The sequence below is a fragment of the Pseudomonas sp. V88_4 genome (genome assembly GCF_029967985.1).
In the GTDB taxonomy this organism is placed as follows: domain Bacteria; phylum Pseudomonadota; class Gammaproteobacteria; order Pseudomonadales; family Pseudomonadaceae; genus Aquipseudomonas; species Aquipseudomonas glycinae.
Genome location: NZ_JASCAF010000038.1, coordinates 1 through 18,607, shown reverse-complemented (window position 1 = coordinate 18,607; position 18,607 = coordinate 1). Strand labels below are relative to the sequence as shown.

At 61.1% G+C, this 18,607-nt stretch carries 14 protein-coding genes, 1 pseudogene and 1 riboswitch; of the genes and pseudogenes, 9 read left to right on the top strand and 6 right to left on the bottom strand.

Annotated features, from left to right (window positions below):
• Positions 1 to 47: 47 nt before the first annotated feature.
• Complete coding sequence (locus QLG12_RS14565; protein WP_170928982.1) at positions 48 to 1,211, bottom strand: 1-acyl-sn-glycerol-3-phosphate acyltransferase; 1,164 nt, start codon at positions 1,209 to 1,211, stop codon at positions 48 to 50.
• A 142-nt stretch (positions 1,212 to 1,353) separates the two neighbouring features.
• On the opposite strand from QLG12_RS14565, the gene QLG12_RS14560 reads away from it, so the two are divergent.
• From QLG12_RS14560 to QLG12_RS14550, 3 genes are read left to right on the top strand one after another with little or no spacing between them, the layout of a single operon-like run.
• The gene (locus QLG12_RS14560; protein WP_011335896.1) at positions 1,354 to 1,536 is read left to right on the top strand and encodes a CPXCG motif-containing cysteine-rich protein; all 183 of its coding nucleotides are present in this window, start codon (positions 1,354 to 1,356) and stop codon (positions 1,534 to 1,536) included.
• Between the two features lie 9 nt (positions 1,537 to 1,545).
• On the top strand, positions 1,546 to 1,806 hold the full coding sequence (locus tag QLG12_RS14555; protein ID WP_064383985.1) for a DUF2007 domain-containing protein: 261 nt from the start codon (positions 1,546 to 1,548) through the stop codon (positions 1,804 to 1,806).
• A 36-nt stretch (positions 1,807 to 1,842) separates the two neighbouring features.
• On the top strand, positions 1,843 to 2,466 hold the full coding sequence (locus QLG12_RS14550) for an SOS response-associated peptidase (RefSeq protein ID WP_282474779.1): 624 nt from the start codon (positions 1,843 to 1,845) through the stop codon (positions 2,464 to 2,466).
• A 4-nt stretch (positions 2,467 to 2,470) separates the two neighbouring features.
• On the opposite strand, the gene QLG12_RS14545 is transcribed toward QLG12_RS14550, so the two are convergent.
• Positions 2,471 to 4,612, bottom strand: coding sequence for a methyl-accepting chemotaxis protein (locus QLG12_RS14545; RefSeq protein ID WP_282474778.1), 2,142 nt, complete (start codon positions 4,610 to 4,612; stop codon positions 2,471 to 2,473).
• 263 nt (positions 4,613 to 4,875) lie between these two features.
• Here QLG12_RS14545 and QLG12_RS14540 point away from each other — a divergent pair, with 263 nt between their 5' ends.
• The gene (locus tag QLG12_RS14540) at positions 4,876 to 5,694 is read left to right on the top strand and encodes a M48 family metallopeptidase (protein ID WP_011335892.1); all 819 of its coding nucleotides are present in this window, start codon (positions 4,876 to 4,878) and stop codon (positions 5,692 to 5,694) included.
• A gap of 44 nt (positions 5,695 to 5,738) precedes the next feature.
• Here the strand turns inward: QLG12_RS14540 and QLG12_RS14535 are convergent, their stop codons facing one another.
• From QLG12_RS14535 to QLG12_RS14525, 3 genes are all read right to left on the bottom strand, one after another.
• On the bottom strand, positions 5,739 to 6,323 hold the full coding sequence (locus tag QLG12_RS14535) for a TMEM165/GDT1 family protein (protein ID WP_007956837.1): 585 nt from the start codon (positions 6,321 to 6,323) through the stop codon (positions 5,739 to 5,741).
• Between the two features lie 88 nt (positions 6,324 to 6,411).
• Positions 6,412 to 6,534, bottom strand: a riboswitch (yybP-ykoY riboswitch).
• 40 nt (positions 6,535 to 6,574) lie between these two features.
• Complete coding sequence (locus QLG12_RS14530; protein WP_282474777.1) at positions 6,575 to 7,573, bottom strand: class I SAM-dependent methyltransferase; 999 nt, start codon at positions 7,571 to 7,573, stop codon at positions 6,575 to 6,577.
• A gap of 33 nt (positions 7,574 to 7,606) precedes the next feature.
• Positions 7,607 to 8,572: a 2-hydroxyacid dehydrogenase gene (locus QLG12_RS14525; RefSeq protein WP_282474776.1), complete on the bottom strand. Its 966-nt coding sequence runs from the start codon at positions 8,570 to 8,572 to the stop codon at positions 7,607 to 7,609.
• A 91-nt stretch (positions 8,573 to 8,663) separates the two neighbouring features.
• Between QLG12_RS14525 and QLG12_RS14520 the strand changes: the two genes are divergently transcribed.
• The 5 genes from QLG12_RS14520 to QLG12_RS14500 all read left to right on the top strand — a co-directional run bounded on the left by QLG12_RS14520 (position 8,664) and on the right by QLG12_RS14500 (position 17,673).
• The gene (locus tag QLG12_RS14520; RefSeq protein WP_064383980.1) at positions 8,664 to 9,293 is read left to right on the top strand and encodes a LysE family transporter; all 630 of its coding nucleotides are present in this window, start codon (positions 8,664 to 8,666) and stop codon (positions 9,291 to 9,293) included.
• A gap of 156 nt (positions 9,294 to 9,449) precedes the next feature.
• Positions 9,450 to 11,132 carry a fatty acid--CoA ligase gene (locus QLG12_RS14515; protein ID WP_064383979.1) on the top strand — a complete coding sequence of 561 codons (1,683 nt, stop codon included), beginning with the start codon at positions 9,450 to 9,452 and terminating at the stop codon, positions 11,130 to 11,132.
• A gap of 336 nt (positions 11,133 to 11,468) precedes the next feature.
• Positions 11,469 to 13,358 carry a DUF1302 domain-containing protein gene (locus QLG12_RS14510; RefSeq protein ID WP_197868405.1) on the top strand — a complete coding sequence of 630 codons (1,890 nt, stop codon included), beginning with the start codon at positions 11,469 to 11,471 and terminating at the stop codon, positions 13,356 to 13,358.
• Between the two features lie 27 nt (positions 13,359 to 13,385).
• Positions 13,386 to 14,750, top strand: coding sequence for a DUF1329 domain-containing protein (locus QLG12_RS14505; protein ID WP_197868406.1), 1,365 nt, complete (start codon positions 13,386 to 13,388; stop codon positions 14,748 to 14,750).
• 187 nt (positions 14,751 to 14,937) lie between these two features.
• Complete coding sequence (locus QLG12_RS14500) at positions 14,938 to 17,673, top strand: LuxR C-terminal-related transcriptional regulator (RefSeq protein WP_197868407.1); 2,736 nt, start codon at positions 14,938 to 14,940, stop codon at positions 17,671 to 17,673.
• Between the two features lie 105 nt (positions 17,674 to 17,778).
• Here the strand turns inward: QLG12_RS14500 and QLG12_RS14495 are convergent.
• A pseudogene (locus QLG12_RS14495) lies at positions 17,779 to 18,607 on the bottom strand (calcium-binding protein); the annotation flags it as partial.

Sequence of the window (18,607 nt, the reverse complement as noted above, 5' to 3'; positions counted from 1 at the left end):
GAAGAACGGCGCCCGAAGGCGCCGTTTTTGTCTCTTGCCGAAACCGCTTACAGCGGCAGGCCAGCCTTGACCCGGTACTGATTGCGCACCGGCGTCGCATATTGCAGCACCAGATACGGACGATGCTCTTGCGGGCAAGCGTCCAGACGGCTTTGCCATTCTTCCTGGGCCTTGGCCAGCTCCTCGGCACCGAACACTTCGGCAGCCTTCGGTACGTTCAACTGCGGATCGGCATCAGCCCACTGCGCGTACGCCAGGTAATGCACCGGGAACAACCGGTAGCCGCCGAGAATCTGCTTGTCCATCTCGACCGCCAATTGCTTGGTGTCTTCGAACAGTTCGGTGATCGGCGCAGCGAAATTCACGTGCACCCGGCCCTTGTAGCCGGTGATGCCCTTGGCGATGCTCACGTCATCCTCGCCCGGTGCCTTGCTGTAGGTGCCGGTGGTGGCGCGGATGTACAGCTCGCGGGCCTTGGCCTGGTCGCAGGGGTCGTATTCGTAGCTGATCGACACCGGGGTCAGGTTCAGCGACTGAATGACTTCGCCGAACGGCTCGTCCTTGCGGCTCATGTGGAACATCTTGAGGATCGCCGATTCGGTACGGTCGTCGCCGTCCTTCGCGCGGCCTTCGGCCTGGGCGATCCAGATCGAGGCGCAGTCATTGCGGATCGAGTGGTTGATGTACGCCGACAGCAGCTGATACGCCGCCATTTTCTCGCGGCGCCCGGTGATCGAACGGTGCACGATGAAGCTCTTGTTCAAGCGCATCAGATCGCTGACGAACGGCTTTTGCAGCAGGTTGTCGCCAATTGCGATGCGTGGGGTCGGCAGGCCGGCGTGGTACACGGCGTAGTTGACGAAGGCCGGGTCCATCACGATGTCGCGGTGGTTGGCGATGAAAAGATAGGCGCTGCCGGACTTGAATTGCTCGACACCGGTGTAGGTCACGCCATCGGTGGCGCGCTCGATGGTGTGGTCGACGTAGAACTCGACCTTGTCCTGCAAAGTGGCCACGGAGGTCACGTCGGCGAACTCACGACGCAGCCGATGGGCTATAAGTGGTTTGAGCATCCAGCCGAAGGCACCGGCAAAACGCGGGAAGCGGAAGTGGGTGAGGATATCTAGAAACGCCTTGTCGCCGAGCAGTCGCGCCAGTACCGCGGGTACTTCGCTGTCGTCGTAAGGTCGGATGGCATCGAATTCGCCCATCATGCTCTCTTGTTGGAAACGGCTAGGGTAAGTAAAGGTTTTGATCGAAAACCAACGGGGCACGGTCTGAAAAAGTAGCCAGACAAAAATAGCCCTGCAAATAGACCGGCGATTATACGCACAAGTCACCCGGGAGACCGCGATGCTGGAAAGCGCAGTATATGAATGTCCGTATTGTGGTGAAGAGGTCGAGACGACCGTGGATCTCTCCGCTGGCGACCAGACCTATATTGAAGACTGTCAGGTGTGTTGTCGGCCGATCACCTTTGTATTGCAGGTCCATGGAGAGGACTGGTTTCTGGAAGTCTTCAGCGAAAACGAGTGAGGCGCGGCCATGCAGCGAATCTACGAGCCGGAAAACCTGATGGAAGGCGAGATGCTCAAGGGCATGCTCGCCAGCGAGGGCATCGAGGCGCATCTGGTCGGGCGCGATCTGCTGGGCGGCACGGGGGAGTTGCCGATCTTCGGTTTGCTGGGCCTGTCGGTCGATAACGACCAGGCCGAATACGCCCGCGAGCTGATCCGTGCGTACAATGCCGCGCTGCCGCTGCCCGGCGATGAACCGGACAGTTATCCCGGGACGCTGGTCTGTTAGGCTGGCGTTCGTTTTGTTTGTGAGTCGTGCTGCCCCATGTGTGGACGTTATGCCCTGTTTCGCTGGAACCGCGATTTCGCGAGCCTGCCCGGTTTTCCTGCCGATCAGCAGGCGCAGTGGAACATTTCCCCCAACGATTCGGTGTTGATGCTGCGCGCCGAACCTGACGGCCAGCGCACGCTGGCCCGTGCCCGTTGGGGCCTGACGCCGCCGTGGCTGACCGACCTGTCACGTACGCCGGCCCATGCCCGGGCCGAAACCGTCGCCGAACAACCGATGTTCCGCGAGGCCCTGCGGCTGCGGCGCTGCCTGCTGCCGGCCAACGGTTTCTACGAATGGCGCGGCAACGTGCGCAAACGGCCGTACTGGCTGACACCGGGGGAGGGGGCTTCGCTGTATTTTGCGGCGATCTGGGAGGCGTATCCGGTGCAGGAGCAGGTTTGGCTGAGCACGGCGGTGATCACCCAGCCGGCGGCCAGTCAGCGCCGACCGTTGATTCTCGATGAGGCGGGGCAGGCGGCATGGCTTGATCCCGAGACGCCACTGCATGTCCTGCAGGGGTTGCTCGCCAGCGAACCCGCCGCCTTGCGCGAGCGGGTGCTGGCGAATCTGGTCAATGATCCGAAGCTCAATGGGCCGGAGTGCCTGACTCCGGCTTGATCGGTCAGACCTTGAACTGGTTGATCAACCGCCGCTGCTGCTCCGCCAGTTTGGTCAGGCCCGCACTCGCCGAACTCGACTCATCTGCCCCACCCGCCACTTCATTAGCCACCTGACCGATATTGATCACGTTGCGGTTGATGTCGTCGGCCACCGCGCTCTGTTCTTCGGCAGCGCTGGCGATCTGGGTGTTCATGTCGTTGATCACCGACACTGCCTGGGTGATGGTTTCCAGTGCTTCGGCCGCCTTCGCCGCGTGCTGCACGCTTTCGTCGGTGCGGTTCTGGCTGTCTTCCATGACCCGTACCACATCGCGGGTACCCTGTTGCAGTTGCTGGATCATGCTCTGGATTTCTTCGGTGGCCTGCTGGGTTTTCTGCGCCAGGTTGCGCACTTCATCGGCCACCACCGCAAAACCGCGTCCCTGCTCACCGGCACGGGCCGCTTCAATCGCCGCGTTGAGGGCCAGCAGGTTGGTCTGCTCGGCGATCCCGCGAATGGCGATCAGGATCGCGTTGATGTTTTCGCTGTCCTTGGCCAGCGTCTGTACCACGTCCACGGCCTTACCGATTTCCACGGCCAGCACGCCAATCGAATTGGAGGTGTCGCGCACGATCTGCATGCCCTGGCTGGCGGCCTGATCGGCATGGCTGGCGGCTTGTGCAGCCTGGGTCGCATTGCGCGCCACATCCTGCGCGGTGGCGGTCATTTCCTGCACGGCGGTGGCCACCTGATCGATCTCGGCCATCTGTTTCTGTATGCCGATATTGGTACGGATCGCGATGTCCGCGGTGTGCTCCGAGGAATCGCTGACGCTCTGCACCGACGACACCACCTGCGTGATCATCCCCTGCAATTTCGCTAGGAAGGTATTGAAGCCCTTGGCGATTGAGCCAAGTTCATCATTGCGATCACTGCTCAAGCGGCGGGTCAGGTCGCCTTCGCCCTGAGCGATGTCATCGAGCATGGTCACCATTTGTTTGAGCGGGCGAGCGATGCCGTGACCCACCAGCCAGATCACCAGCAAGCCGAGGCCGGCGATGATCAGACCGACCATGGCCATGCCGAAGGTGTCGGACTTGCGCTGGGCATCGAGGTCGCCTTGCAGCTTTTGCAGATCAGCCATCACGGCGTCGAGCGGCAGTTGCAGCATCAGTGTCCAGCGCGCGTCGGTCTGGCCGATGCCGAACGGCAGATACAACTCGATCCGGCCTTGCTCTTTATTGACGGTGTACGTCACTTCGCCGCGCTTGAGATTGGCCATGTTGGCAATCTGCTGGGCGTCGAGAATGTCGCTGACCTTCTCGCCGAATTTGCTCGGGTCCTTGGTATAGGCGACGATCCGGCCGTTGCTGCCGATCAGGGCCATTTGCCCGGCGCCGCTGTAGAGTTTCTGGTTCGCGCCCAGGAGCATTTCCTGGATGAAGTTCACCGACAGGTCGGCCCCGACGATGCCCTGGAACGCGCCGTTGAGCATGATCGGTTCGATGAAGGAGGCGAGCATGACGATCTTGTCACCGACCTTGTACGGGGCCGGATCGATCACGCAGGATTTCCTGGTTTCTTTCGAGCACAGGTAATACTCGCTGGCGCGCACGCCGGTGGACAGGACTTTCTGGTCGTCGACGTCCACCAGTTTGTCCAGGCCCAGGGTGCCATCGTCGTTGCGGAACCACCACGGCAGGAAGCGCCCGTTGGCGGGATCGATCCCGACAACCTGGGTGCCGACGTAGGCCGCGTCATTGTGGTCCAGTGCGTTCTTTTCCCAGCCGATGTAGGTGCCGAGAATCTTCGGATTCTTCTCGACGTTTTCCTTGATCAGGCTGATCAGTTGCTCGCGGCTGACGTTCAGGCGTGGCTGGCCGTCGGCGCCCGGTGTGCCGAGCAGGGCGTTGACGCGCACCAGTCCGCCGGCAATCAGCAGCGGCGCTTCCAGTTCGCGCTGGATCTGGCTGACCTGGGTCTGCGCCAGCGAGGTCAGGCGCTGTTCGATGACTTGCTCAAACTGGGCCTGAGTCCGTTGCTGGACCATTTCCTGGGTGCGAGCACCGGAGAACAGCGCATACAGCACCAGCGCAGCGACTACGCTGAGCACGATGGCGCCGGCCAGGGCAGCCACGGAAAACTGGATCGACTTGAACTTCATGGGAGCTCCGCACGCGAGAGGACGTCTGCGCTGTTGTATCGGCAGCCACTATTGAGCCGTGAGGGATAGAGAGAGTAATTGCAGCGCAATGTCGCAAATGGATCAGTGAACGACGCAGTTGCAGCGGGCTTGTCGGTGGATATGAATTTTTTCCTACAGGTCAGAAGGAGGTCTTCTGAAATCAGGTGCAACACGTCCGTTGTCTCTGGCGTCGATACCATTACCCGCCTAGGATACGCGGCAGGTTTTCAGGGAGCTTTTGAATGAACAAGACATTGGTTGTAAGTGCACTGAGCGCAGCGCTGTTGCTGGCCGGTTGTCAGTCGGTCAACACCACCAGCGGCGGTGCCGTGGGCGTTGAGCGCAAGCAGTACATGTTCAGCATGCTGTCCTCGCAAGAGGTCGACCAGATGTATGCCCAGTCCTATCAGAAGACCGTGGGCGAAGCGTCCAGCAAAGGCGTGCTGGACAAGACCAGCAACGATGCCAAACGTGTTCAGGCGATTGCCAACCGCTTGATCGCTCAGGCGCCGAACTTCCGTCCGGATGCGGCGCAATGGCAGTGGGAAGTGAACCTGATCAAGAGCGACGAACTCAACGCCAACTGTGGTCCTGGCGGCAAGATCATTTTCTACACCGGGCTGATCGACAGCCTGAAACTCACCGACGATGAAATCGCCGCGGTCATGGGCCATGAAATCGCCCACGCCCTGCGCGAGCATGGGCGTGAAGCCATGTCCAAGGCTTATGGCATCGAAATGGCCAAGCAGGGCGCCGGTGCGTTGCTCGGCCTGGGGCAGGACAGCCTGGCGCTGGCCGACACCGTGGCCAACTACGGCATGACGCTGCCCAACAGCCGCGCCAACGAGAACGAGGCTGACCTGATCGGTCTGGAACTGGCCGCGCGTGCCGGGTACAACCCGAATGCCGCCATTACCCTGTGGAACAAGATGAGCAAGGCCTCTGAAGGCGCGCCGCCGGAGTTCATGAGCACTCACCCGTCCTCCAGCAGTCGCACTGCTGCCTTGCAGGCGGCGATTCCGAAGGTCATGCCGCTTTACGAGAAAGCGCCCAAGTCCTGAAACAATGATCGCTCCCACACTGAGTGGGGGAGCGATCTGCCGGATCAAACCCAGCCGCTGCTCTGCATCGCCTTGTAGACCGCGACGATCGCCAGGATCAGGAACGCCGAAGCGGCCAGTCGACGGATCAGGGTCAGCGGCAGTTTCTCCGCCGCAAAATTCCCCGCCAGTACCACCGGCACGTTGGCGATCAGCATGCCCGCCGTGGTGCCGATGATCACCAGCCACAGCTCCGGGTATTGCGCCGCCAGCATCACGGTAGCGATCTGGGTCTTGTCACCGATTTCCGCGAGGAAGAACGCAATCAGCGTGGTCAGGAATGGCCCGAACTTGCGGGCGGTGCTGGCTTCATCGTCATCCATCTTGTCCGGCACCAGCGTCCACAGGGCGGTGGCGGCGAAACTTGCGGCGAGAATCCAGTGCAGGACGGAATCGGAGAAGAAGCTGCCGAACCAGGCGCCGACCGCACCGGCTGCCGCGTGGTTGGCCAGGGTCGCAGCCACGATACCGGCGATGATCGGCCAGGGTTTGCGGAAGCGAGCGGCGAGAATCAGCGCGAGCAGTTGCGTCTTGTCGCCGATTTCGGCCAAGGCAACGATTGCGGTGGGAACGAGTAACGAGTCCAGCATCAGGATTTCCTAAGGGGCGGGTCGACACGGCTATGACACGTACAGCCTTCCCGCCCCGGGTAAGGTGTGCGTGTCATAGGTCTTGTCAAACCCTGCGATCCGTCTGCTGCGGACGCTTGGGTCGCATACGCCATGATCTGAGGATCAAGTATGTTGACGTATGCCGGACGAGCATGGCGCTCGTGGGAGACTACTCCCCTAGGACGGAGCGGATTCTGCCTAGGCGGAATCCATTCGGCAAGTGCTAATTTTCAGCCGCGCTTGGCCCGGTAAATCCGGAAACCATTACCTTCGGCCTTGATCGCGCAGACTCCGAGATGCTCCTCGATCAGCGGCTGGTACTTCAGGAAACTGTTGGCAACCAGACGAAGTTCTCCGCCGTTTTTCAGATGTTTGGCCGCTTTTCGCAGCAAGTTCTCGGTAGCGAAATAATCGGTGTGCACGCCGACATGGAACGGTGGATTGCTCAGAATCGCGTTCAAACCCATCGGCGCGGCGTCGATGCCGTCACCGGTCAGCACCTCGGCTTCCAGGCCATTGGCGGCCAGGGTCAGCCGGCTGCTGGCGGCAGCGAAGGCATCAACGTCGAGCAACGTGACCTGATTGTGCGGGTAACGGCGCTTGACCGCCGCGCCAAGCACGCCGGCGCCGCAACCGAAGTCCAGCAAATGACCGCTCGGCAGTTTGTCCAGGTGTTCCAGCAGCAGGGCGCTGCCGCGATCCAGTCGGCCATGGCTGAACACGCCCGGCAGGCTGATCACTTTCAGTGGCCCTTCGGCCAGTGGAAGCTCATAAGTCTGCGCCAGACTTTCCAGCGATTTGGCTTCAGGGGCGTTGGCCACCGTCACTTGCCAGAGTTGGCAGTGACGCGCGCTGTCGAGCTTGCGCGGTTTGCCGAACGGGTTGAGCTGTTTGGAGGCGCCTTCGATACCGCTGCGTTTCTCCCCGACCAGATACACCTCACGCCCGGCCAGACGCGAAGCCACGGCATTGAGGATGTAATCGGTCAGGTCCTTGGCCTTGGGCAGGAACACCACGGCATTGGTGAATTCGCGCTCCGGCACGTTCACGCCAAAATGGCTACGCCCTTCGAAGCGCGCTTCGAGCGCAGCCTGATCGCCGGCGTGCCAGCACCAGCCAAACGCCTCGGGCAGGCGCCCCAGCAGATCATCGGCAGGCAAACCGGCCAACAACACCGAACCCTGGAATAACTCGGCCTGACGAAGCAGTACTTCACTGCGCGGATCCATAACTGCTCCTGTGAAAAAAAGTGCCGCAGTTTATCAACTGACGACCCGCAGCGCCTTACCGCTGTAGAACGCCCGGGTGTTTTCCACCAGTTGGCCGACGATTCGCTGCCGCGCTTCACGACTGCCCCAGGCATTGTGCGGGGTGACGATCAGGCGCGGGATGTCGGCGGCCAGCAGCGGATTGCCGTTGGTCGGTGGTTCGACGCTCAACACATCGGTGGCCGCGCCGCCCAGATGACCACTGCGCAAGGCGTCGGCCAAGGCCTGTTCGTCAATCAGCCCGCCGCGGGCGGTGTTGACCACGAAGGCGCCGGGTTTCATCGAAGCGAGTTCGCGGGCTCCGATGAAGTGCCGGGTGTGTTCGTTGAGCGGGCAGTGCAGGGTGAGGGCGTCGATCTGTGGCAGCAATTCCTCCAGCGGCAGGCGATCCGGCCGGGCCGGGCGCCCCGGAATCTGTCCCAGCAACACGCGCATGCCGAAGGCTTCGGCCAATCGCGCGACCGCACCGCCCAGTTCACCATGGCCGAGCAGACCCAGGGTTTTGCCTTCCAGCTCGACGATCGGGTAATCCAGCAGGCAGAACTGTTTTGCTTGCTGCCAGCGGCCTTGGCTGACGGCTTTTTGATAATCGGCCAGACGTGTGGCGAGGTTGAGCAACAGCATGATCGTGTGCTGCGCCACCGACGGCGTGCCGTAACCCTGACAGTTGCACACGGTGATGCCGTGGGCGCGGGCGGCGGCCAGATCGACGTTGTTGGTACCGGTGGCGGTGATCAGGATCAGCTTCAGCTGTGGGTTGGCGGCCATGGCGGCGGCGTCGATCGGGACCTTGTTGCTGATCGCCACGGTCGCACCTTGCAGGCGTTCGGCAACCTGCGCAGGCAACGTCTGGGCGAACAGTTGCAGATCGCTGAAGCAGTCACGCAAAGGGCTCAGATCAAGATCGCCAAGATCCAGCGAAGGGTGATCGAGGAATACGGCGCGGTGGGCGTTCGTCATCAACTGTACCTGTCGTGCTTTGAAGGGAAGGCGTAATCTGCCGAGCCTACCAGATGAAACAACTCGTTACGCTTGGCCGAAAGGAGCCCCCATGTACTGGACCGAATTCTTGACCGTTGCCCTGATCCACCTGCTGGCCGTCGCCAGTCCCGGTCCTGATTTCGCCGTGGTGGTGCGCGAAAGCGTGACCCATGGTCGACGCGCCGGAACCTGGACCGCGTTGGGCGTGGGCACGGCGATTTTCCTGCACGTCGGTTATTCCTTGCTGGGGATCGGGTTGATCGTTTCCCAATCGATCGTGCTGTTCAACGCCTTGAAATGGGCCGCCGCCGCGTACCTGCTGTACATCGGCTTCAAGGCCCTGCGCGCGCAACCGGCGAAAACCGTCGCCGATGATCTGCACAAAGAGGCCGGCGAGCGCACCGCTCGTGGCGCGTTCACTTCGGGCTTCGTGACCAACGGTCTGAACCCGAAAGCCACGCTGTTCTTCCTGTCGTTGTTCACTGTGGTGATCAACCCGCACACACCGCTGACGGTGCAGGCCGGTTACGGGATCTATCTGGCTGTCGCGACCGCGACCTGGTTCTGCCTGGTGGCCATGTTGTTCAGCCAGCAGCGCGTGCGCGCCGGTTTCGCCCGTATGGGCCACTGGTTCGACCGCACCATGGGCGCGGTGCTGATCGCCATCGGCGTGAAACTCGCGTTCACCGAGATGCATTGATCCTGCGGTGACGTAACGGATTCCGGCAAATGCTGGCGCAAAGCTAGCATTTGTACGGCTCTGCAAATCATTCCTTTGGCTGATTTGGCTGACGTATAACGGTTCTAGAGTACGAAACTCCAACGCCAACACCGTGCAGTCAGAAAAGGGATTCTTATGTTGCAGACTCGCGTTATTCCGCCCGCCGAAGGGGCGTACCAGTATCCACTGCTGATTAAACGGCTGCTGATGTCCGGTGCCCGTTACGAGAAAACCCGCGAGATCATCTACCGTGACCAGCTGCGCTACAGCTACCCGACCCTGATCGAGCGCGTGGCGCGGCTGGCTAACGTGCTGACGGCGGCCGGCGTAAAAGCGGGTGACACCGTGGCGGTAATGGACTGGGACAGCCATCGCTACCTGGAGTGCATGTTTGCGATCCCGATGATCGGCGCGGTGATCCACACCATCAACGTGCGTCTGTCGCCGGAGCAGATCCTCTACACCATGAACCACGCCGAGGACCGCTTCGTGCTGGTCAACAGCGAGTTCGTCGGGCTGTATCAGGCCATCGCGCCGCACCTGACCACGGTGGAGAAAACCCTGCTGCTGACCGATCTGCCGGAAAAAACCGCCGATCTGCCGAATCTGGTCGGCGAGTACGAGCAACTGCTGGCGGCCGCCAGTCCCCAGTACGACTTCCAGGATTTCGACGAGAACTCGGTCGCCACCACGTTCTACACCACGGGCACCACCGGCAATCCGAAAGGCGTGTACTTCACCCATCGGCAACTGGTGCTGCACACCATGGGCGTGTCGACCATCATGGGCGCCATCGACAGTGTGCGGCTGCTGGGCACCAACGATGTGTACATGCCGATCACCCCGATGTTCCACGTGCATGCGTGGGGCCTGCCGTATGTGGCGACCATGCTCGGGCTCAAGCAGGTCTATCCGGGGCGTTACGACCCGGAATTCCTGGTCGAGCTGTGGCGCAAGGAAAAGGTCACGTTCTCCCATTGCGTGCCGACCATCCTGCAGATGGTGCTCAACGCCAAAGGCGCGCAGGGCACCGATTTCGGCGGCTGGAAAATCGTCATTGGCGGCAGTGCGCTCAATCGCACGCTGTACGAAACGGCCAAGAGCAAGGGCATTCAACTGACGGCCGCTTACGGCATGTCGGAAACCGGGCCGCTGGTCTCGTGCGCGCACCTTAACGATGAGTTGATGGCGGGCACCGAGGACGAGCGCACCACTTACCGGATCAAGGCCGGCGTGCCGGGGCCATTGGTCGAAGCAGCCATCGTCGACACCGAGGGCAATTTCCTCCCGGCGGACGGCGAGACCCAGGGCGAACTGGTGCTGCGCGCACCGTGGCTGACCGAGGGCTACTTCAACGAACCGCAGAAGGGCGCCGAGCTGTGGGCCGGCGGCTGGCTGCACACCGGCGACGTGGCGACGCTCGACGCCATGGGTGTGATCGACATCCGCGACCGGATCAAGGACGTGATCAAGACCGGTGGCGAGTGGATCTCTTCGCTGGACCTCGAAGACCTGATCAGCCGGCACGTCGCGGTACGTGAAGTAGCAGTGGTGGGGATCGCCGATCCGCAGTGGGGCGAGCGTCCGTTTGCCTTGCTGGTGGTGCGCGAAGGGCACGTTATCGGGGCGCGCGAGCTCAAGGAACACCTCAAGCCGTTCGTTGAGTTGGGGCACTTGAGCAAGTGGGCGATACCAAGTCAGATCGCGCTTGTTACTGAAATTCCCAAGACCAGTGTCGGCAAGCTCGACAAGAAGCGCATCCGCCTCGACATCACTGAATGGCAGGCCAACAACAGTACCTTCCTCTCGACGCTCTGAGCGTCCGCTGGCCCCCCCAAAACGGCGCCCCAGACCCACCAAGCAAGCGCTTGGCTTGTGAAATCCGAATTTTCAGCCATCCTTGCCGTGCCGACATGTGTCGGACTGGCGAAAGGACTGTTCCAGAGTGGCCGGCAGCTGCAAATCACACTTTAGAGGGATCAAGCAGTACCACCTGCTGGCTATAGTCCGCTCAAGGATTTTTAAGAACGGGGCACACGCACAAACGGGGCGATGCAACATTGAAGCGATTTCGGGAAGTCTCTGGCACCCGGTCCTTCAGGCGTTTTTAAAAGTACTCACTGCCATAACAATAATGCACATGGAGTAGCGTCGATGACCTCAGTAAACCAGTTCTGGCGCCGGGCAAAGCTGCCTCTGGCCGTCAGTCTTGCTTCTTCGCTCGCCGGGCCCGCATTCGGCGTCAGTTTCAACGTCGGTGAAATCGAAGGCCAGTTCGACTCCTCCCTGTCGATCGGTGCCAGTTGGTCCACCCAGAGCCCGAACAAGAACCTCATCGGCGTCAACAATGGCGGTCACGGTCTGTCCCAGACTTCCGACGACGGCCACGCCAACTTCAAGAGCGGCGAAACCTTCTCGAAGATCTTCAAGGGCATCCATGACCTTGAACTGAAATACGGCGACACCGGCGTGTTCGTCCGTGGCAAGTACTGGTACGACTTCGAACTGAAAGACGAGAGCCGCGAGTTCAAGGACATCAGCGACCACAACCGCAAGGAAGGCGCCAAGTCCGCCGGCGGCCAGATCCTCGATGCCTTCGTCTACCACAACTATTCGATCGCCGATCAGCCGGGCTCCGTGCGTCTGGGCAAACAGGTGGTGAGCTGGGGTGAAAGTACCTTCATCGGTGGCGGCATCAACTCGATCAACCCGATCGACGTGTCCGCGTTCCGTCGTCCAGGCGCCGAGATCAAGGAAGGCCTGATCCCGGTCAACATGTTCTACGTGTCCCAGAGCCTGACCGACAACCTGTCGGCCGAAGCCTTCTATCAGCTGGAGTGGGACCAGACCGTCGTCGACAACTGCGGCACGTTCTTCTCCCAGCCGGACATTATTGCCGACGGCTGCACCGATAACTTGCGCGTACTCAACAAGCGCTCGCAGATCCCGGCCATTGCCCTGGGGCCATTGGCGGCCAACGGTGTCAACGTCAATGAAGAAGGCGTGCTGGTGCCGCGCGGCGCCGATCGCGATGCGCGCGACAGCGGCCAGTGGGGCGCGTCCCTCAAGTACATGTTCGAACCGCTGGACACCGAATTCGGTGCCTACTTCATGAATTACCACAGCCGTGCGCCGATCTTCAGTGCCACTGGCGCGCCGCAATCGGTCTACAACGGCGTAGCCGCATTGCCAGGTCCGTTTCAGGCACTCGGGCCGCTGCTGGTCGCGGGCAACTCGAAATACTTCGTCGAATACCCTGAAGACATCCGCCTCTATGGTCTGAGCTTCTCCACCACTTTGCCTACCGGTACGGCGTGGAGCGGTGAGATCAGCTATCGCCCGAATGCACCGGTGCAACTGAACTCCACCGACATCCTGTTCGCCGGTGTGCGTCCGCTGGGTGGCCCTTACGCCAACGCATCGCTGCTCAATGGCGTGCCGGGCCAGGATCTGCATGGCTACGAGCGCAAGGAAATCACTCAACTGCAAACCACCTTCACGCACTTCTTCGATCAGGTCATGGGCGCCAGCCGTCTGACCCTGGTGGGTGAAGTGGGCATGACTTACGTGGGCGGCCTGGAGAGCCGATCCGACAAGCGCTATGGCCGCGATCCGGTCTTCGGCCCGGGCGAACTGCCAGCCACCGGTACCACCAACACCTGCGTCAACATCCTCAACAACGGCACCATCAATGGCGCCGGACCAGGTTCGCCGCAGAACAACCGCAGCCGCAATTGCGACAACGACGGTTTCACCACGTCGATGTCCTGGGGCTACCGTGGCCGTGCGATCTGGGAATACAACGATGTGTTCGCCGGTGTGAACCTCAAGCCGAACGTGGCCTGGTCCCACGACGTCAGCGGCTACTCGCCGGGCCCTGGCGGCAACTTCGAGGAAGGTCGCAAGGCCGTCAGCCTGGGCGTCGACGCCGAGTACCAGAACACCTACACCGCGAGCCTGGCGTACACCAACTTCTTCGACGGCAAGTACAGCACCGTGGATGACCGCGACTTCGTGGCGCTCAGCCTCGGCGTGAACTTCTAAGCACTGCATTTCAGGACGAACGAATTTATGAAAATAACAAAAAGTCTGTTCCACGCCGGTGTTCTGGGCCTGTCGCTGCTGGCGACCGGCGTCATGGCGGCGGTGCCTGCCGCCGAAGCGGACAAGCTGGGCAAGAGCCTGACCCCGATGGGCGCCGAAATGGCCGGTAACGCCGACGGCTCGATCCCGGCCTGGAAACCGATGCCGAAGAATGCCGGCACCGTCGACAGCAAAGGCTTCCTGTCAGACCCCTATGCCAGCGAAAAACCGCTGTTCACCATCACCAAGCAGAACGTCGATCAGTACAAGGCCAAGCTCGCGCCGGGTCAGTACGCGATGTTCCAGCGCTACCCTGACACCTTCAAGATGCCGGTCTACCCGTCCCATCGCGGTGCCACCGTACCGGATGACGTATTCGCCGCCATCAAGAAGAACGCCACCACCACGACCCTGGTGTCGGGTGGCAACGGTCTGGAAAACTTCGATACCGCCGTGCCGTTCCCGATTCCGAAAACCGGTGTGGAAGTCATCTGGAACCACATCACCCGCTATCGCGGCGGCAGCGTGACGCGTCTGGTGACCCAGGCCACGCCGCAACCGAACGGCTCGTTCAGCCTGGTGTACTTCCAGGACCAGTTCGTGTTCCGCGACAAGATGAAGGATTACGATCCGGCGAACCCGGGCAACATCCTGTTCTACTTCAAGCAGAAAGTGACCGCGCCGGCACGTCTGGCCGGTGGCGTGCTGCTGGTGCACGAAACCCTCGACCAGGTGAAGGAACCGCGTTCGGCGTGGGTCTACAACGCCGGTCAGCGTCGTGTGCGCCGCGCACCGCAAGTGTCCTATGACGGCCCGGGTACCGCGGCGGACGGCCTGCGTACCTCCGACAACCTGGACATGTTCAACGGCGCACCGGATCGCTACGACTGGAAACTGGTCGGCAAGCAGGAGATGTACATCGCCTCCGACAGCTACAAGCTCGACGATCCGAAACTCAAGTACACCGACATCATCAAGGCCGGGCACATCAACCAGGATCTGGCGCGTTATGAACTGCGTCGCGTCTGGCACGTGACCGCGACCCTGAAGGAAGGTCAGCGTCACATCTACGCCAAGCGTGACTTCTTCATCGACGAAGACACCTGGCAAGCCGCTGTCATCGACCACTACGACGGTCGTGGCCAACTGTGGCGCGTCGCCGAAGCGCACGCCGAGAACTACTACGACAAGCAAGTGCCGTGGTATGCCCTGGAAACCCTCTACGATCTGCAATCCGGTCGTTATCTGGCGCTGGGCATGAAGAACGAAGAGAAGCAGGCGTATGACTTCGGCTTCACCGCCACCACCAGCGACTTCACCCCGGCTGCCCTGCGTCAGGATGGTGTTCGCTAAGCAGCTGTAAACCGAGGCCGCATCCTCGTGAATACGCCCCGACTGGTTCGGGGCGTTTTTTTTGCTATCAGTTTTTCCGTAGGCTTTTTGTAGCCATTTGTAGCAACGACCTTCATAACCGCTCCGTTTAAGGCTAGTCTGCGGACATCTGCTACGCCGCCAACAGCCATACGAACAAGAGCCGGCCATGACTGATCTGTCCCCACTTCCGGGTCCCGCAAGCGTTGCCGTCGCGGCACTGGACGGGCGTTTTTTTCGCCCGCCGTTACCCGATGGCTACGTGCTGCGACCCCGTTTGTGCGAGCGCCTGAGTGCGGGGCTCGGAGGGCGCCTGTTGCTGGTCAGCGCACCGGCCGGTTTTGGCAAGAGTTCGCTGGCGGTGGAGTTCTGCCAGAGTTTGCCGGCGCACTGGCAAAGTCTGTGGCTGGGCCTGAGCGCTCGCGACAGTGACCCGGGACGCTTCCTCGAGCGCTTGCTCGAGGGTCTGCAAGACTACTTTCCCGAACTCGGCAGCCGCGCACTCGGTTTATTGAAAATGCGCCAGCGTCATCAGCCATTCGCCTTCGAGGAATGGCTCGACGGCTTGCTCGATGAGCTGGCCCTGCACCTGCTACCGACCTCGCCGTTGCTGCTCGTACTCGACGATTACCACCTCGCGCAAGGGCCGGTGCTTGATCGTTGCCTGCAGTTTTTCCTCAACCATTTGCCCGATGGTCTGCTGGTCATGGTCACCAGTCGGCAGCGCCCGGACTGGCACCTGGCCCGTCTGCGCCTGTCGCGCCAGTTGCTGGAACTGCACGAGCAGGATCTGCGCCTGACCCACGATGAGGCCCTGGCACTGCTCGATCGTCACAGCAGCTCACTGCGTGGCGAGGCGCTGGAAAACCTGATCCAGCGCAGCGAAGGCTGGGTGGCCGGGTTGCGCTTCTGGCTGCTGGCGATTTCTGAAGCCGGCACCGAATCGGCCTTGCCTCAAGCGTTGAACGGCGGGGAAGGGCTGATCCGTGAATACCTGCTGGAGGAAGTCATCGACTGCCTGCCCGCCGTGGTGCAGGCGTTCCTTTATGACACCGCACCGCAGGAGCGCTTTTGCAGCGAGCTGTGCGACGCGGTGCGCGAATCCCATGACAGTGCCGAGATCCTGCGTTTTCTCCTGGCACATCAGGTATTCCTGGTGCCGTTGGACGAGCATGGGCACTGGTATCGCTATCACCATCTGTTTTCCGACCTGTTGCGCAGTCGACCGATTACCCGGGCGATCGTGCCTGTCGCCACGCTGCACTTGCGCGCCTGTCGCTGGTTCAATGCCCAGGGGTTACTGGACGAAGCTGTCGAGCAGGCGTTGCGGGCAGGGCATCTGGACGTTGCGGCGAATCTGGTACAGAACCTGTCCGAAGAACAACTGCTCGCCGAGCAGAATGTCGGCATGCTGCTGCGCTGGAAAATGGACTTGCCTGACAGCCTGTTGATCAGCACACCGCGTTTGATCGTTTTGTATAGCTGGGCGTTGGGACTGGCCTGTCAGCTCGACGCGGCCGAAGAACTCGCCAGTCACCTGAGCCGGTTTCTGCCGGCACCTTCTGCCACTGCACAGAAATCGATGTTGGCCCAATGGCTGGCGCTCAAGGGCATCATCGCCCGTGGGCGGGGCCATCGCGAGCAGACCATCGAATATTGCAGCGAGGCACTGGAAAGCCTGCCGGCCAAGCGCTACGGCCAGCGCCTGATGTGCCTGTCCACCTTGTCCAACCTCGCGATCGCCGACGGTGATCTGTGGCGTGCACGGGGCCTGAACCGCGAGTCGCTTGAACTGGCGCAGCGGGTCGGCAATCCATTGTTCGAGGCGCTGGCGCATTACGATCGTGCCCGCGTCCTGCAAGCACGGGGCGAAATCCTGCGCGCGCTCGATGAAGTGCGCCAAGGGCTGGAGCGCTTGCGCGGCTTGTCCGCACAACGGTTGTACGCCGTGCGTGCGCGACTGACACTGTATGAGGGTTTTCTGCTGGCCATGCGGTTGCAGCCCGAAGCGGCGCGCGCGCGATTGCAGGCCGGCCTCAGTGAAGCGCGGGCCTGTCGTGATATCAGCGTGTTGATTGGTCACTGCGTGATTGCCCGGCTCGACGGCAGCCGCGGTGATTACGCCCGGGCTTTCGCCGAACTGGCAGAAGCCGAGCGTCTGATGCACATCTGGGATGTGCCACCGATCTACTATCTGGCGATGATTACTCTGGTCAAATGCGAGTTGTGGCTGGCGCAGGGGCGCATTGATCTGGCCGAGGCCTGGCTGGCGCGACTGGGGCAGACCTACACCGGCGAGCGCGCCGCGGCACCACCGGAGTTTCATCCGCAGTTGCCGTTGCATGTCGAGTTGCAGCAGGCGCTGCTGGATGTCATTCAGGGGCAGCCGATGCTTGCTGAGGGTCGGCTGAACGTGCTGCTGGAAAACGGCCAGCAAACCGGGCGTCAGCTGTTGAGCGTGATGGCATTGACGCAAAAAGTGGCGTTACTGTTGGCGAGCAGTCGTGAACCTGAAGCCCGAAAAGCATTGGCTCAGGCGATTGAAGCGGCCAGCGGCGGGGTGTTGCAGCCCTTTGATGCTCTGGTCAAACAACATGCCGAGTGGTTGCGCGGGCAGCTGTTGCTGATGTTGCCGGGTTTCGCCAGTCAGCAATTGCTGGAGCATTTCCCTCCCGTGGTATCGCGCAACGTTCAAGAGCTTCCGACAGCGGAACAACTGAGCAGCCGGGAACTGGCAGTCCTGCGGTTGATCGCCCAAGGCTGTTCGAATCAGGAAATCAGCGAGCAACTGTTCATTTCGTTACATACCGTGAAAACCCATGCCAGCCATATCAACAGCAAGCTGGGGGTGGAGCGGCGCACGCAGGCCGTGGCGCGGGCCAAGGAGCTGGGCGTGTTGTGTTAGCGGATATTCAACGGTCACGGCCAATAAAAAACGCCCCGATACGATCGGGGCGTTTTTTTATCCGGCCTGTGAGCCAGGCCGGATTGCAGCTTTACGGTAAAACCATCAGGCCACCAGATCGTTGGCGCTGAATGTATTGACCCCCACCAACTGGATTTCGAAGTCTGCCGTGGCGTTGCCGCTGACGTTGCCCGACAGAATGTGATCGACGAATCGCAGTTGCCCGGCTCCAGTGAATTCACCTGCGCCAATGAAGGTGAAGCCATTGAGGCCTGCCGCCAGCAGATTGGCATCGAAGTGGCTCAGATCGATCTTGTCACCCTGCAGGCTGCTGAAGTCGCTGATGACATCACGATTGGCTCCGATCCCCATTTCGTTGACAGCGCTGAAAACAAAGGTGTCCGCGCCTGCGCCGCCGATGAGCGTGTCAGCGCCGGCGCCTCCATTCAGAACGTTGTTGGCGCTGTTGCCGGTCAGGGTGTTGTTCAGGCTGTTGCCGGTAATGTTGAACGCACCGCTGCCCAGCAGCGAGACGTTCTCGACGTTCTGCAGATTGCTCAGGCTCAGGTCGATCAGGTTGGTCAGCGGCGTAGCCGAGTAAACGACATTGAGGGTGTCGTTACCCTCGTTGGCGTTTTCCTGCACCAGTGCCAGTTCACCGGCCTGATCGAGGAAGTAGGCATCGTTGCCTTTACCACCGACCAGGGTATCGAGCCCGGCGCCGCCATTGAGCTGGTTGTCGCCGTCGTTGCCGATGATGACGTTGTTCAGGGCGTTGCCGATGCCGTAGATATTGGCATTGCCGGTGAGCGTGAGGTTTTCCAGGTTGGCGCCAAGGATGTAGTCCACCGACGCTTTAACAGTGTCGATCTCGCTGGTCAGGGTGCTGGTTTCTCTGACCACGTCGCCGACGTTGTCGACGATGTAGGTATCG